This window comes from Amazonocrinis nigriterrae CENA67, assembly GCF_016056305.1.
Classification (GTDB): Bacteria; Cyanobacteriota; Cyanobacteriia; order Cyanobacteriales; family Nostocaceae; genus Amazonocrinis; species Amazonocrinis nigriterrae.
In genome coordinates, this window is sequence record NZ_JAECZC010000021.1 from 1 (window position 1) to 15,620 (window position 15,620).

At 40.5% G+C, this 15,620-nt stretch carries 14 protein-coding genes; 4 read left to right on the forward strand and 10 right to left on the reverse strand.

The window, feature by feature from the left end:
• Both I8748_RS13350 and I8748_RS13355 read right to left on the reverse strand, forming a co-directional pair.
• The coding region (locus tag I8748_RS13350) for a helix-turn-helix domain-containing protein (protein WP_198125067.1) at positions 1–346 on the reverse strand (346 nt) is incomplete at its 3' end.
• Positions 347–467: 121 nt separating this feature from the next.
• Positions 468–1,145, reverse strand: a complete 678-nt coding sequence (locus I8748_RS13355) for a Uma2 family endonuclease (protein WP_198125068.1) — start codon at positions 1,143–1,145, stop codon at positions 468–470.
• 423 nt (positions 1,146–1,568) lie between these two features.
• Here I8748_RS13355 and recQ point away from each other — a divergent pair, with 423 nt between their 5' ends.
• Complete coding sequence (gene recQ, locus I8748_RS13360; protein ID WP_198125126.1) at positions 1,569–3,728, forward strand: DNA helicase RecQ; 2,160 nt, start codon at positions 1,569–1,571, stop codon at positions 3,726–3,728.
• Between the two features lie 270 nt (positions 3,729–3,998).
• Here the strand turns inward: recQ and I8748_RS13365 are convergent, their stop codons facing one another.
• Together I8748_RS13365 and I8748_RS13370 are read right to left on the reverse strand one after the other, a co-directional pair.
• Positions 3,999–4,751 carry an SDR family oxidoreductase gene (locus I8748_RS13365; protein WP_198125069.1) on the reverse strand — a complete coding sequence of 251 codons (753 nt, stop codon included), beginning with the start codon at positions 4,749–4,751 and terminating at the stop codon, positions 3,999–4,001.
• A 293-nt stretch (positions 4,752–5,044) separates the two neighbouring features.
• A complete protein-coding gene (locus tag I8748_RS13370; protein WP_198125070.1) occupies positions 5,045–5,182 on the reverse strand; it encodes a hypothetical protein in 138 nt (45 codons plus the stop codon).
• A gap of 1,185 nt (positions 5,183–6,367) precedes the next feature.
• Between I8748_RS13370 and I8748_RS13375 the strand changes: the two genes are divergently transcribed.
• Together I8748_RS13375 and I8748_RS13380 are read left to right on the forward strand one after the other, a co-directional pair.
• The gene (locus I8748_RS13375) at positions 6,368–8,341 is read left to right on the forward strand and encodes an AMP-dependent synthetase/ligase (protein ID WP_198125071.1); all 1,974 of its coding nucleotides are present in this window, start codon (positions 6,368–6,370) and stop codon (positions 8,339–8,341) included.
• Between the two features lie 168 nt (positions 8,342–8,509).
• Positions 8,510–8,959, forward strand: coding sequence for a YlqD family protein (locus I8748_RS13380; RefSeq protein WP_198125072.1), 450 nt, complete (start codon positions 8,510–8,512; stop codon positions 8,957–8,959).
• Positions 8,960–9,021: 62 nt separating this feature from the next.
• Here I8748_RS13380 and I8748_RS13385 read toward each other — a convergent pair whose 3' ends face one another.
• Positions 9,022–9,549: a hypothetical protein gene (locus I8748_RS13385; RefSeq protein WP_318781220.1), complete on the reverse strand. Its 528-nt coding sequence runs from the start codon at positions 9,547–9,549 to the stop codon at positions 9,022–9,024.
• Positions 9,550–9,972: 423 nt separating this feature from the next.
• Between I8748_RS13385 and I8748_RS13390 the strand changes: the two genes are divergently transcribed.
• The gene (locus tag I8748_RS13390; protein WP_198125073.1) at positions 9,973–11,283 is read left to right on the forward strand and encodes a dihydrolipoamide acetyltransferase family protein; all 1,311 of its coding nucleotides are present in this window, start codon (positions 9,973–9,975) and stop codon (positions 11,281–11,283) included.
• 242 nt (positions 11,284–11,525) lie between these two features.
• Here I8748_RS13390 and I8748_RS13395 read toward each other — a convergent pair whose 3' ends face one another.
• The 5 genes from I8748_RS13395 to I8748_RS13415 all read right to left on the reverse strand — a co-directional run bounded on the left by I8748_RS13395 (position 11,526) and on the right by I8748_RS13415 (position 15,378).
• Positions 11,526–11,708 carry a hypothetical protein gene (locus tag I8748_RS13395; RefSeq protein WP_198125074.1) on the reverse strand — a complete coding sequence of 61 codons (183 nt, stop codon included), beginning with the start codon at positions 11,706–11,708 and terminating at the stop codon, positions 11,526–11,528.
• Positions 11,709–11,890: 182 nt separating this feature from the next.
• Positions 11,891–12,484: a Uma2 family endonuclease gene (locus I8748_RS13400; protein WP_198125075.1), complete on the reverse strand. Its 594-nt coding sequence runs from the start codon at positions 12,482–12,484 to the stop codon at positions 11,891–11,893.
• Between the two features lie 259 nt (positions 12,485–12,743).
• Entirely contained in the window at positions 12,744–13,595 is an 852-nt protein-coding gene (fghA, locus tag I8748_RS13405) for an S-formylglutathione hydrolase (RefSeq protein ID WP_198125076.1), read from the reverse strand.
• Between the two features lie 69 nt (positions 13,596–13,664).
• Positions 13,665–14,165: a DUF29 domain-containing protein gene (locus tag I8748_RS13410; protein WP_198125077.1), complete on the reverse strand. Its 501-nt coding sequence runs from the start codon at positions 14,163–14,165 to the stop codon at positions 13,665–13,667.
• Positions 14,166–14,268: 103 nt separating this feature from the next.
• Positions 14,269–15,378, reverse strand: coding sequence for an S-(hydroxymethyl)glutathione dehydrogenase/class III alcohol dehydrogenase (locus tag I8748_RS13415; RefSeq protein WP_198125078.1), 1,110 nt, complete (start codon positions 15,376–15,378; stop codon positions 14,269–14,271).
• Positions 15,379–15,620 lie beyond the last annotated feature (242 nt).

The following is a 15,620-nucleotide window of genomic DNA, read 5'->3' on the forward strand; positions in this document are numbered from 1 at the left end:
CTATTTGAGATGCTGGTAAAATTTCTCTCAAAATATCTACCCAATAATTAAAAGCATCATTCGCTTTGGTTTTGGAAATATCAAAGAGTAACCCTAAAATCTCAAAAATTGGTTTTTGTCTAAGGTAAACTAGACACAAGCATATTCCTTCTTTAGGTGACATCTCTGGTTTGCGTCCGCCACCAGGAGCAATAATCCGAATTTTATTTTTTTCAATTTCTGCCTGTTTCTCTACATGCCTTTTTTCTGCTAAAGATACCAATGCTAAAAACTGGTTATAATTAATTCCAATTAATCGTTTTGCTTCGTGAGGATGTGATTCAATTCTTGCCAAAGGATTTGTCATATTATCTAGATATAATTTTTGCTCCGTTTTTTATTATCCCACTCTGTTTATATTAAGGATAAGTCTAATAGTAAAAATCTAACGTTTCTCGCATCCATTGCCTTTGAGCCAGAAGCACATTCTAAACCAAAGAATCTGGATCTACACCAAGAGATTTTAGTCGTTCTGCCAGGATTTGAGCGCGTTGTTCTGCTTGTTGAACTCGTTCTTCTGGTGTTAACAAACGCTTTCCTTGCTCGTTATACCAATAAAGCCACTCGCGGGTAATACCTTGATATGTCCCCCGTTCACTACCAATTCCTAAACCGATTTCCGGTAGCCAAACAGGATTTCCTCGCTGCAATTGATATTTGCCATTTACTAAGCGATACACCGTTAAAGTCGCGGTTCTCTGCCGCTGGGGATTGTAAATGGCATAATATAAAACTTCTAATTGGGTATAAAATTCTTTTTTAGTGCTAAATTCATCGCGCAATTCATCAAAAATAACTTCTAGCGTCATGATTGGTACGCGCTTTTCTTCGCAAAGATCATAACTTAAACGCAAATCTTCTTCTACAATTCGTTCCACACCCAAACTCAAAAATGCATCTGGTATAATCGGCGGCTGATTGTAATGCTGATAAATTGCCAGATCAACGCCAAAGAACCAGTCCATATGGTCTGCCCAAACAAAAGCTATTATGGCTTTGAGTAAACTGAGAATTGAATAGTGTAATTCATTATTCTCATGGACATTGCCAAAGTCGAGAAAACCCTTAGCGGGGGGTAACGACTTTCGCGGATTGTTCTTGCTCATGATCTAATTAGCATTTAGCTCATATTTGGATCATAAAGGGCAGATGGCAGCTGCATAATTCAGCTAGAAACATATCCTAAACCAAAGAATCTGGATCTACACCGAGTGATCTGAGACGTTCTGCTAGCATTTCGGCGCGTTGTTGTGCTTGTTGTGCTTGTTGTTGTGATTGTCATTTGTCAAAAGTCATTGGTGAGGGTTGCAAGTACATTACATTTCGTAACATATTTGTGTTGATTCTCACCGTCTTACTTACTTTGATCTTAGTTAGAACTTATGCCAAACTACAGGTTAGCTTGAAAATGGCGACTGGGAGTAGATTCACGCAGAAGTACAAAGGCACACAGGAGGTGTTAAACCATTTGTGCTTTTATAATCTTGGTATCAACTACCCACGCAGAAAAACCTGAAAAAGCGATCGCTATGCTTCAGTATCCCAATCTCGAACAAGCGCTAAAATATCACTTCGGTTATGACAGGTTTCGTCCAGGACAACGGCAAATTATCGAAGATGCGCTACAAAATCGAGATTTACTGGTGGTGATGCCTACGGGTGGAGGAAAATCTCTGTGCTTTCAGTTACCTGCATTGATGAAGAAAGGTTTAACGGTGGTGGTGTCGCCGTTGATTGCTTTGATGCAAGACCAAGTGGAAGCATTGCGAAATAATAATATTAGCGCCACTTTTCTCAATAGTAGTTTGAATGCGTATAAGGTGCGATCGCGTGAAGATGCCATTCTCAGCGGTAAGGTGAGATTACTATATGTTGCCCCTGAACGTCTTCTCAGTGAAAGATTTCTGCCATTTCTAGATTTAGTACATCACCAAATCGGTATTTCTACGTTTGCCATTGATGAAGCACACTGTGTTTCTGAATGGGGACACGACTTTCGCCCAGAATATCGCCAATTGAAATCCTTGCGGAAACGTTACCCGGATGTGCCTACTCTCGCCCTCACCGCCACAGCTACCGATCGCGTGCGTTCTGATATCATCCAACAATTAGGGTTAAAGCAACCTAGTATTCACATTGCCAGCTTCAACCGTCAAAATCTTTATTACGAGGTTCGTGCTAAAACCAAACAAGCTTACGCTGAATTATTAGAACTAATTCGAGATAGTCAAGGTTCAACAATTATTTATTGTCTAACGCGCAAAAAAGTTGATGAACTAACTTTTAAACTGCAAAATGATAAAATTCCCGCCTTACCTTATCATGCTGGATTAAGTGATGAAGAACGCACAACCAATCAAACAAGATTTATTCGAGATGATGTGCGGGTGATGGTGGCAACAATTGCCTTTGGTATGGGAATTAATAAGCCAGATGTGCGGTTAGTAGTTCACTTTGATTTGCCGCGTAATTTAGAAAGTTATTATCAAGAATCAGGCAGGGCAGGTAGAGATGGAGAAGCATCTCGTTGTACACTTTTTTTCAGTTTTGGTGATATTAAAACTATAGAATGGAGTATTAACCAAAAAACTGATGCTCAAGAACAACTAATTGCTAAACAACAACTACGGCAAGTAATTGACTATGCAGAAGGTACAGACTGCCGACGCACAATTCAGTTAGGTTATTTTGGCGAACGTTTCCCTGGAAATTGCGGAAACTGTGACAATTGTCGTCATCCCAAACCGATGCAAGATTGGACAATTGAAGCCATGAAATTTCTCTCTTGTGTGGCGCGTTGCAAAGAAAGATTTGGGATGCTGCACATTATTGATGTGTTGCGAGGAGCAAAAAACCAGAAAATTACTCAATACGAACATGATAAACTTTCTACTTACGGCATTGGTAAAGATAGAAGTTTAGATGAATGGCGAATGCTGGGACGTTCTCTTTTACATCAAGGTTTGCTAGAACAAACAACTGATGGTTACTCAGTTCTCAAACTTAATGCCCTCAGTTGGCAAGTCATGAGGCGACAGCGTACAGTTTTGCTAGCTGTTCCCATAGCACAAAAGATTACTTGGCAAGAGGGAAGCGAAAAAGCCGTAGAATCAGAGATATTGTGGCAGAGATTGCGATCGCTCCGCAAACAACTTGCTGATGAGCAGTCTGTTCCACCTTACGTGATCTTTCCAGATTCTACCTTGAAATTAATGGCACAGGTACAGCCCCAAACCTTGGCTGAATTTGGTAAACTCTCCGGCGTAGGCAGTCACAAACTCGCCCAGTATGGTAAAAAGTTCCTTGCAGAAATCAAAGCCTACCGTCAAGAACAAGGTTTGTTAGTGGAACAACAAGATAATTCCACATCCAGTGTCAGTTTCCCCAGCGACACCGAATTAGTCACATTAAAGTTGCATCAACAAGGTTTAAGTATTCCCGAAATTGCTCAGCAACGCAACCTTAGTCCCTCGACAATTTTCAATCATCTTTCTAAACTAATTGAAAAAAATCAATCCGTAGATTTAAATCAATTAGTACCTTTAGAACATCAACAAAAAATTTGGCAAGTTTTAGAAGTGCTTGGTGATATTGCTCTTACCCCAATTAAAGAACAACTTGGTGAAAGTTACACCTTTGATGAAATTCGCTTAGTCAGAGAAAAGTGGCGACGAGAAAACCGCAAGTGATTAAGTAGGGAGTAGGGAGTGGGGAGTAGGGTAAAACAAAAAATTTGGTGTTTTCAGTTACATTTAAGATTGATTGTATTTAGATTTTATCTAAAATAGTAAATTTTTAGTAGGTGTGTTATGCCGAAGGCTAACGCACCATTCTATATGACAGTGCGTTAGGCGCTTTGATTATATTTTTAGTGACACATTACATCGAAAAGACGCGCCTAATACACCTTACATTTCCGTACTGTAAAACTGAATCTTAACAGTCATCAGTAGTCAGTATTATTGCACTGTAAAACCACCATCAATGGCAAGAGATTGACCAGTAATAAAGCTAGCCCCATCCGAACACAACCAGACAACAGCGCTAGCTACTTCTTTTGGCTGACCCAAGCGACCAATGGGATGTGCAGCCCCAAAGCTTGCTTTGCCTTGTTCACCAAAACCACGAGTCGGCATATCTGTATCAATTCCCGCAGGACATACAGCATTAACTCTAATGTTTTCTTTAGCATGTTCCAAAGCTAATGCTTTAGTCAACCCAACTACACCGTGTTTGCTAGCAACGTAAATAGAAATATTGGGGAAGCCAATTAATCCAGCGATGGAAGAGTTATTGACAATTGCTCCTCCCCCTTGTTTCAACATCTGTGGAATTTCATATTTCATCGATAACCAAACTCCTTTAAGATTTGTATCAATGACATGATTCCAAGTCTCTTCTGTTTGTTCAATGCTACGACCGTAAATTCCTTCAGTACCAGCATTGTTGAAGGCATAGTCTAAACGACCATAGGTAGCAACTGTTTGATTGATTAAGTTTTCTACTTCAGTAGCTTTAGTTACGTCAGTTTGCACAAAAAAAGCTTCACCACCAGCAGCTTGAATTAGTTCTACTGTTTGTTTGCTTTCTGTCACCCGGCGGCTAGCAATTACGACTTTTGCTCCTTTTTCAGCAAAAGCTAACGCAGTATCTCGACCAATACCAGAACTACCACCAGTGACTAGAGCAACTTTGTTATCAAATTCTGCCATTGTCAAATATTTTGAGATTGATTTTGCAAAGTACTTTTTTATTTTGCTGTATAAAGCATTGCTTTAGGAAAACAAGTGAATATAAAATAGGGGCGCTATACGCCCCTATAAAAAATCTATTATTTAATTAAACTTTTCTTAAATTTGGTTTACATTAATTTGCCTAAAAGCGCTCGCCCTGCACCACACAAACAGATATTTCTCCTTATCAGGGCGATATCCAACGAATACGACACTGCTCTTTTGCGTTTTGTTAAGCTGACTTGACCAAAATTAGGGATTTTCTCACTAGACTATTGTGAAGTTACGGCAGACTGGGATGATTCACTAGTCTTGGTTTTGTCAGCCAGAATTACAGATAGCAGCTTAGGCAAAGCCAGACAAGCAAGAGCGTTTAACAGCGTTAGTAAGATACTATCCATCAGAGTCATATACCAACGTCTCCTTCAAAATTTGTGTTCCTCTTTACTTAGTTTGAATCAGAATTAGTGTTATTGATTACAAATCAAATTTTGATTTACTTTTTATTCATATAAGTAAAATAAATATATTTTTAATCAATCGAAACTATCTAATTTTATATATCGTTAAAGATATAGTAATCCTCAATCATTCGTCACAAATTAAAAACCCCAACTTAGTTGATAAGCCAGGGTTATGTGCCTTTCATTAGTCATCCCAATTCTAGTTGAGGTTGCACTTGAGTTACGTGAGTTCGACGGATTTTAAAAACCCCGCTTCCATTCCTCTCCCGTGCAAGGAGGAGCCACTGCGCCCTGCGGGTTTCCCAACTTGTAGCAAGTGGCGTCCGAGGCTTCAAAAACTTAATTTTACGTTACTAACCAAGAAGCTTAGAGCCAATATCCGCGTCCAAGAGGGGTTGGGGAGAGGTTCATCGAACTCACGTTGAGTTACTGACAATTAATGAATTGCCCAGATAGTGCTGAGTTTGGCGTCAGCACTATAGGCGCATCTTCATACAGAATTGGTATCACCAATCAAGTTACTATTTCAAGTCAAAAGTAAAAAACAAAATAATTCTTTGCATTTTTGCTTTTTATTTTTGACTTGATTAATATCTGATATTCCTGTCATCTAGTCAGGTTGCAAAACTGATTTGAAGTATGCAGAGATATCAACCTACAGAACACTTGGAACAAAAATGAGGACTGAATCTACAGAATTGACTACCTGTCAATGGATAAACCGTACAATAAGGGAAACTGGTAATTGCTACTCTGGCTGTTTTTGAAGTTTTAGTGGATTTGCTTTTATACGCCAAAACAGTAGATAAAAGCTTGGGAAACACCAGACAAGCAACAACATTGATCAGAGTCAATAATATAGCATCTACTACATTTATAGGTAATCACCCCCGTGGAAAAATAGGTGGTCTCTGTTTTGAGCTGCAAGCATAATTCAAGCAAGAACTTACTAGGTCATCCATTGCTTGCACTTTATATAAGTTAACTTTAACATAAATTTTTATCAATACAAGCAAGAAATTAGCGGAATTCCTGACACCACAGGGAATGTAAATATTGAGGTGGGATATTATAACGCAATAGCAGAATAAGCTGGAAAATAGTCACTTTATAAAATTTAGGTAATGTATTATGTCGAACACTCATACGGCATCTTCTTTTTTATCAAATATCACAAAACGAGAAAGCCAAGCATTACAGCGTTTGATAGATTATACAAATGTGGATTCAATACCAGAAATTTGGCCATTGGTAGCAAAACAATTTGGTAATGTTACAGCTCTTCACGATCCCCATGCTAAACCAGAAGTAGTGATCACTTATGCCCAGCTAGCAAAGCAAATTCAACAATTTGCTACTGGTTTGCAAGTATTGGGAGTTGAAGTAGGCGATCGCATTTCCCTAATTGCTGACAACAGCCCTCGCTGGTTTATTGCCGATCAAGGTATCATGACTGCTGGGGCAATTGATGCAGTGCGTAGTGCCCAAGCAGAAACAGAAGAATTGCTGTTTATCGTGGCTAATAGTGGCAGCACGGCGTTGGTAGTTGAAGATTTAAAGACTTTTTATCGATTGCAAAATGGCTTGGAAGATTTACCAATAAAATTGGTAATTTTACTTTCAGATGAAGCACCACCAACAGAGTCAAGCCTGAAGGTAGTGAACTTTCCCCAGTTAATAGAAATGGGGACAAACCATACTCTTGTTAAAGTTAAGCACGACCCTAATACCCTCGCTACGCTAATTTATACTTCAGGCACTACAGGTAAGCCCAAAGGTGTGATGTTGTCTCACAATAATTTGATGCATCAAGTAAGGGCTTTAGGGGCAGTAGTTCAACCAGAACCAGGGGAAATGGTGCTTAGTATCCTACCTACATGGCACAGTTACGAACGCAGCGGTGAGTATTTTTTGCTTTCTCAAGCTTGCACGCAAGTCTACACCAACTTGCGTTCTGTGAAACGAGATTTGCGAGAATTTAAACCCCATTACATGATTGCTGTACCGCGCCTGTGGGAATCGATTCATGAAGGAGTGCAAAAGCAATTCCGCGAACAGCCAGCAAGCAAGCAACGCCTGATTAACTTTTTGTTAAGCATGAGTGAGAAATATATCCAAGCGCGAAGAATTGCCCAAGGTTTGAGTTTAGATCATCTTAATTCCTCAGCAGCGCAAAGATTTGCAGCCAGCATCCAAGCATCTGCTTTGTTTCCTCTTCATGCTTTGGGAGAACGACTAGTTTATGCCAAAGTCAGGGAAGCAACAGGAGGAGAAATCAAATATGTGATTAGTGGTGGCGGTGCGCTACCAAAGCACATCGATAACTTTTTTGAAATTGTTGGTGTGGAACTTTTACAGGGTTATGGTTTAACAGAAACTGCTCCTGTGACTAATGCGCGTCGTCCTTGGCGCAATTTTCGGGGTTCATCCGGGCAACCAATCCCAGGTACAGAAGTTAAAATTGTAGACCCGGAGACAAGAGTGCCTTTGCCAGCCGGTCAACGAGGCTTAGTGTTGCTCAGAGGGCCTCAAGTTATGCAAGGCTATTACCAAAATCCTGAAGCAACAGCAAAAGTAATTGATGCCGAAGGTTGGTTTGATAGCGGCGATTTGGGTTGGGTGACACCACAAAACGACTTGATACTGACTGGTAGGGCTAAAGATACCATTGTCTTGACCAATGGGGAAAACATTGAGCCGCAACCGATTGAGGACGCCTGTTTGCGATCGCCCTACATTGACCAAATCATGCTTGTTGGGCAAGACCAACGTAGCCTCGGTGCTTTAATCGTCCCCAATATCGAAGCTTTAGAAAAATGGGCAGAAAGTCAGAATCTCAAATTAAGCCTACAGGATGAAGATTCTACCTCATCCAGTCAAAAAATTGACCTGGAGAGTAAAATGATCCAGGATTTGTTTCGGCAAGAACTGAACAAAGAAGTGAAAAACCGTCCCGGTTATCGACCTGATGACCGTATTGGCCCGTTCAAACTGATTCTAGAACCGTTTTCCATCGAAAATGGCTTAATGACACAAACGCTGAAAATTCGGCGACACGTTGTCACTGAACGCTATCACGATATGATTAACGGCATGTTTGCCTGATAAGCTTATGTGCGTCTAAGTTGCAAAATCACGCTTTGAAGAGTGTCCTTTGTAAATACTTTTGACAAAGAACAAAGGACAAAGGACAACCACCACGAGTAATGATGCAATATAGATGTGTTTTAGCTTAATTCCACCCGCCAACTATAGAGTGAACGCGAAACTTTTATGGATGTCTCCAACCCCCAATTGCTTTTAAAGCGCGTCGTTAACGTCAAAGTGATTGTTACTCCCCTCTGGAAAGAGGAAGTGCAACAGCAACTACAAGCCAATATCAATCAATTAGACCAGCAGTTGCAACAACTAGACATTGAAGGACAAAGAGCGATCGCAGCAATTCAAAAGCAAAGTCTACAACCACCAGGGCCTCAGACCCTCCAGCAAATTGACAATATCCAACTCCAAGTCAATCAAAAGAAAAGTGAACTGCTAGAGCAAAAAAACCAACTGCTGCAAAACCTCCAGCAAGTGCAGTTCCTTGAATTAGACCAAGAAGTTAATCAATTTCAAATGGAAGGCTTTTTCCGGGTTGAACGCGGTGATAACTTGATCAGCAAAATGCAAGTTGAAATTGTTCTGCGCGATGGCGTAATAGAAGATATTCGTGGCGACATCTAAATTTGTCAGTTGTCAGTTGTTAGTTGTCAGTTGTTAGTTGCTTTGTGACTAATGACTAATGACTAATGACAGCTTTGAGTTAAATTCTTGTTGGGGCGGCTTCCAGTTTGACATTGTGTCTGGGAGCCAGCCCAAACAATTTCCCAAACAGGAGGCGAAGTAACTAAAAGCGATCGCCCAAAGGTGGTCATCTCAACTCGATATTTGGTTACCTGTGGTGAATTACCATTGGGTTGAGTTTCCGTAACAGTCACAAAGGCTTGATTTCGTTGAGGATAATCTACCTCTACCTTGCGTTTGACGGCATATGACACTTGATCTTCCAAGGCATTCAAAGCCAGAGTAGCAGGATCGCTACCTTGAAGACCAGAAGTAATACTTTCTAATGGTATAGTTTGATAATGCGATCGCTCTCGATATTCGATAATTTCCTGAGACTGTTGCACCGTAGAAAATTGGTGCTGTTGACTATCATTAATTTCTGCAACCGTTACAGGTTGTTGCTGTTGAGCAATGTAAACCCCAGCACCAGTAGTAGTCAAGATACTGAGTATCAAAATTAAAAAGAATTTCCACTTTACTGGCATCATAAAAGTAAACAGGAATTTCAAACAGACTAATTATCAATTTTGAATTTAAAATCGGTGTTCAAAGATTAACCTCTTTATCATATGCTTGGACAAAGCTGCTGTGTCTGGGTGAGTGGTTGTAAAGAATATAAACTACACAACAGTTCTATATGAGTTGTAGAAAACTCGTGGTAACTATTGATAGCCAACCGTAAAGATGCAATATTGCCAAATAATTTACCATTGTCGTAATATATAGACCCTCACACCTTCTTCAGGTTCCTGGAGTCAGTGGTCAGTTGTCAGTTGTCAGTTGCTAGTTGTTATTTCCCCATTCCCCATTCCCAATTCCCAATTCCCCAACCCAAAATTCTCCTGTCGAGATACAATTCGATCTGTCTAAAGCTGTTACAGTCCATAAATTATTGATTCTGAAACCACCATATGAGCATTCACGAAGTATTTATGCCGGCGCTTAGCTCCACCATGACTGAAGGTAAAATTGTCTCCTGGGTAAAATCGCCGGGCGATAAAGTGGAAAAAGGCGAAACCGTGGTGGTTGTCGAGTCAGATAAAGCAGATATGGATGTGGAAACCTTCTATGAAGGATATCTTGCCCACATCATAGTACAAGCTGGTGAGACGGCCAGTGTAGGGGCTGCGATCGCTTACATCGCAGAAACGGAAGCTGAAATCGAAGCCGCCAAGTCTTTGGGTAATTCAGGTGGCGCTGCGGCTACTCCGACTTCTGAACCCACACCAGTTGCAGCCACAGCCTCAGTAAGCGCACCTACCTCAGCATCTCAAAATGGGTCTAACCACAAGGAAGGACGACTCGTAGCTTCACCCCGCGCCCGCAAGTTGGCGAAAGAACTCAAAGTTGATTTAACAACTCTTAAAGGTAGCGGCCCATATGGTCGTATCGTTGCTGAGGATGTGGAAGCCGTTCTCAACAAAGGTAAGCAAGCCGCACCTGCACCCGTTACCCCCACAACAGCAGCACCAACCATCACCCCAGTTGCACCACCAACACCCCAGCCAACAGCACCCGCACCCATCCCAGCCGCAGCCAGTGCCGTTCCTGGTCAAATAGTGCCCTTAACTACATTCCAAAATGCTGTAGTGCGGAATATGGTGGCTAGCTTGTCTGTGCCAGTTTTCCGTGTGGGTTACACCATTACCACCGATGGACTAGACAAGCTTTACAAACAAATTAAGTCCAAAGGCGTGACAATGACAGCGCTACTGGCAAAAGCCGTGGCGGTGACATTGCAGAAACACCCACTATTAAATGCCAGCTATTCAGACCAAGGAATTGTCTATCATTCCGATATCAATATATCTGTAGCTGTGGCTATGGATGATGGCGGATTGATTACACCAGTGTTACAAAATGCAGATGCAGTAGATATTTATTCTCTTTCCCGCACTTGGAAATCTTTAGTAGACCGCGCTAGAACAAAACAACTACAACCACAAGAATATAACAGCGGCACTTTTACCCTATCGAACTTGGGCATGTTTGGCGTAGACAAATTTGATGCCATTTTGCCGCCTGGACAAGGTTCAATTTTAGCGATCGGTGCATCTCGTCCACAAGTGGTAGCAACATCTGACGGTTTATTTGGTGTACGGCAACAAATGCAGGTAAATATTACTTGTGACCACCGCATTATTTACGGTGCCCATGCTGCGGCATTCTTGCAAGATTTAGCCAAGTTGATTGAAACGAATCCTCAATCTTTAACACTCTAGCAGCTAGGAGAAATGGGGTAGAACTTCGCTTTTAAAAGTGAAATGATAAAGGTTAAAAAAATGATTCTTTTTTTCTTTTAGTCTTTAAAGTTTTCTCTTTTATTTCTAGTTCTAAGAGGATGTTTAAAAACCCAGTAGGGTGTGTTGTCGCGTAGCGCAACGCACCATCTTAGATTTTCGTATTCCCGACTTATTGAATAAGTCGGGAATCTAAAATAACAATAATAAACTTATAAATAAGTTTATTTATCTTTATTAAACCTAAAGATAAAATGTTGTATCATGGCAATCATCATCAATAAATGACTTGCACAAATAGCAACACTAAAAGTAGTAAATGGAGGTAAATTAAGCTTTTTAATCAAAATTACTGTACCAAAACTAAAAATTATACTAGCTATAAAAGCTAATAAATTTTTAATCACAAGATTCTCCTATTTATTAGTAAATCAGACTTCATCTACTAATAAGTTATTTACTTGTGTAAATACCGTAAAAGCCGTTACTGATATATCCTTTAATCAATTTATTTAGATTAGTTTAATAAATTTGACGGTTTAAGTCCCCTGCTTCTATAAACCTCACTTAAATAGAAACTGAGTTGATATTATTTGGTTAAATCCAAAACAAATCCAGGTAGAACATCTTCGCCTGACAAGCTAACAGGATTATTTAACACTTCTACATCTTGATTTGGGCGATAAATTTCTACTTGTTTATTTTTTTGGTCAATTAACCAACCTAAACGAGCGCCATTGTCGATGTATTCTCTCATCTTCGCACGTAACTTTTCTATGGAGTCATTTTTAGACCGTAATTCTAGTACGAAGTCAGGACAAATTGGCGCAAAAGCTTCTTGCTGTTCTTTACTGAGGGCATCCCATCTGTCTTGCCGTATCCATGCTACATCGGGAGAGCGATCGCTACCATTAGGTAGATAAAAACCTGTAGATGAGTCAAAAGCTACACCTAATTTATTTTGACGGTTCCACAACCAGAGTTGTCCGGCAATGTCAAAGTTTCTCTTGCCAGTATCACTACCCGTCGGTGGCATAACAATCAACTCTCCTGTTGCAGTTCGTTCTAATTGTAAATCTCGGTTAGCCAATACCAATTCAATAAACTGTTCGTGGGTAACTATCAGTGTTAATGTAGCTGGGATATTGACAGCAAGGGTTGGAGATAAGTCAGCTTGGGTCATTGTTCCGTCCTGAAACTGGAACGAAAATTTTACAGAAGGCTAATAAAATATTTAGTCTTTCGGTTAGTTCTAGGTAATACCATTTTGGATTTTGGATTTTGGATTTTAGATTGTGAAACTTTGTCAGGTGCTTGCTGGCATTCTTAATTTAAGTAGTACAAAATGGTGTGCTTTCAATAACTGAGGTGTAGTTTGAAAAAATTATTCCACTAATAATAATGATATTCCTCTTCTTACAAATTACGAATTATTTCTATCTTCACTGACTTTTCTCTAAAGCGATCGCATGATAACGTATGTGGTCTTCAATAAAACTAGCAATAAAATAATAACCGTGGTCGTAGCCCTCTTGATAACGTAAAGTGAGGGGTTGGTTAACCTCTGCACAAGCCTGTACAAATACCTCTGGTAATAATTGGTCAGTTAAATATTTATCAGCAGTGCCTTGGTCAATGAGAATCGGGCTATGATATTTTGCTTGCTTGACTAATTCACTGGCATCATATAAGCGCCAACTTTCTTGATTACTTCCTAAATAACCGCTGAATACCTTTTGACCCCAAGGAGAACGCATAGGTGCAACAATAGGTGCAAAAGCTGAAACTGATTTATATAGTTGCGGGTTTCGTAGCGCACAAACTAGCGCCCCATGTCCCCCCATTGAATGACCAAAAATGCCTTGTTTATCAATTTGCGCGGGGAAGTTAGCAGCAATTAAAGCAGGTAATTCTTGGACAACATAACTATACATTTGGTAGTGTTGATGCCACGGTTCTTCTGTCGCATCAACATAAAAGCCTGCACCTGTGCCAAAATCCCAATCATCATCTTCACCAGGAATACCAGTGTTACGGGGGCTAGTATCTGGTGCAACTAACATCAAGCCGTATTCAGCCGCGTAGCGTTGTGCCCCTGCTTTCATCATAAAATTCTCTTCAGTGGAAGTTAAACCAGAGAGGAAATAGAGAACTGGTACTGGTTTTTGTAGGGCTTGCGGTGGTTGGTAGACAGCAAAGCGCATTTCAACGTTACATGTTGAAGAAGCATGAGAGTAAAAGCCAAGTTTGCCGCCAAAGCTTTTATATTCTGAGGTGAGTGTAAGATTAGTCATTGGTCAATGGTCATTGGTCAATAGTCAATAGTCAATAGTCATCAGTCATTAGTCATTAGTCAATAGTCATTATTCCATTAAATCATCTGTAGCAGATTCACCGGGATAAAAGCGATCGCTTAAAATTTCTACCAACTCATAACAACATTGTTGAGGAAAAGTTGCAACAGAAAGGTTTGTTTCTCCTGATGCTAAATCCTTGGCGTTTTCGTAAGCTTCTTTTAGTATTGTTTCTTGATATGACTGTAGACTAGGATTTTCACTAAGTAATTTCAAAACTTCTCGACGTTGAATACGAATTGTTGCTAACCAACTACGACTGCGTTTTGTAGGTTGATATTCCCACTTCAACAAATGCCCAATTAATACACTGAAGCGATTTCTTAATTCTTGGCGTTCTCTTCTGCCCAAGCATTCAATTTCTTCGATTAAATTAGACAAGTCAAGTTGATGCCATTGTTGATCACGCAACAGATTAGCTTGCTGTTGAGTCCAAGCGTAAAAGTCATTTTCATAGAGACTTTCTATCAGGTTTGCTGCCGTTTGTCTGCTTTCTGGTGTCTGCTGCATAGTCAAAACCTGTTAAAGTATGTCCAATTGTAATTACAAGTGCGATCGCTTGAATGAAAGCAGTGATAAAAAATTGCGATCGCCCTTAAAATCAACAACAAAATTAAAACGTCACTACACTACGAATTGATTCGCCTTTATGCATTAAATCAAAGGCATCATTAATTTTTTCAATAGGCATTACATGAGTAATCAAATCGTCAATGTTGATTTTACCTTCCATATACCAATCAACAATTTTTGGCACATCTGTACGTCCCCTCGCACCACCGAATGCTGAACCTTTCCAAACACGCCCAGTCACAAGTTGAAATGGACGAGTACTAATTTCCTGTCCAGCACCAGCAACACCAATAATTACACTTACACCCCAACCTTTATGACAGCATTCTAATGCTTGACGCATGACGTTCACATTGCCGATGCATTCAAAGCTGTAGTCGGCACCGCCTTTAGTTAAATTAACCAAATAGCTAACTAAATCACCTTCTACTTCTTGGGGATTAACAAAGTGCGTCATGCCAAACTTTTCAGCCAAAGCACGTTTATTGGGATTAATATCCACCCCCACAATCATATCGGCTCCCACCATCCGCGCTCCTTGGATGACATTTAAGCCAATACCACCCAAGCCAAACACCACAACATTTGCCCCAGGTTCCACCTTGGCTGTATTAATGACTGCACCAATACCTGTTGTCACACCACAGCCAATGTAACAAACCTTATCAAAGGGGGCATCTTGGCGAATTTTGGCTACAGCGATTTCTGGCAGCACCGTATAATTAGCGAAGGTAGATGTGCCCATGTAATGATGAATCATCTGTCCATCGATGCTGAAGCGACTAGTACCATCAGGCATCACACCGCGTCCTTGAGTAGTGCGAATCGCTTGACAAAGATTGGTTTTCATGCTGAGACAATATTCACACTGACGACATTCTGGAGTGTACAGAGGAATTACATGGTCGCCTGGTTTTACACTAGTGACACCAGCACCTACCTCTACCACCACACCAGCGCCTTCATGTCCCAAAATTGCCGGAAACAAACCTTCAGGATCTGCGCCAGAAAGCGTGTAAGCATCAGTGTGGCAAACTCCGGTAGCTTTAATTTCAACCAGCACTTCCCCAGCTTGTGGCCCCGATAGTTGAACAGTTTCAATAGACAACGGCTTACCCGCGCCGTAAGCGACTGCTGCTTTAACTTCCAAATTTAGTCCTCCTGTGTTAGTTGTCAGTTGTCAGTTGTCAGTGGTCAGTTGTTGTTAGTTATTCTCCCATTCCCCATTCCCAATTCCCAATTCCCAATTCCAATTCCCCATTCCCCTTTCTGCAAATTAACTATAGAATTGCATTTTCTGGTGAGATTGGTACATTAGTTACAGGCGGCAGAGCTTGAAGATGATATCTATGCTGCCGCAACAAACGCATAATTTTGTCAACCCCTCAGTTA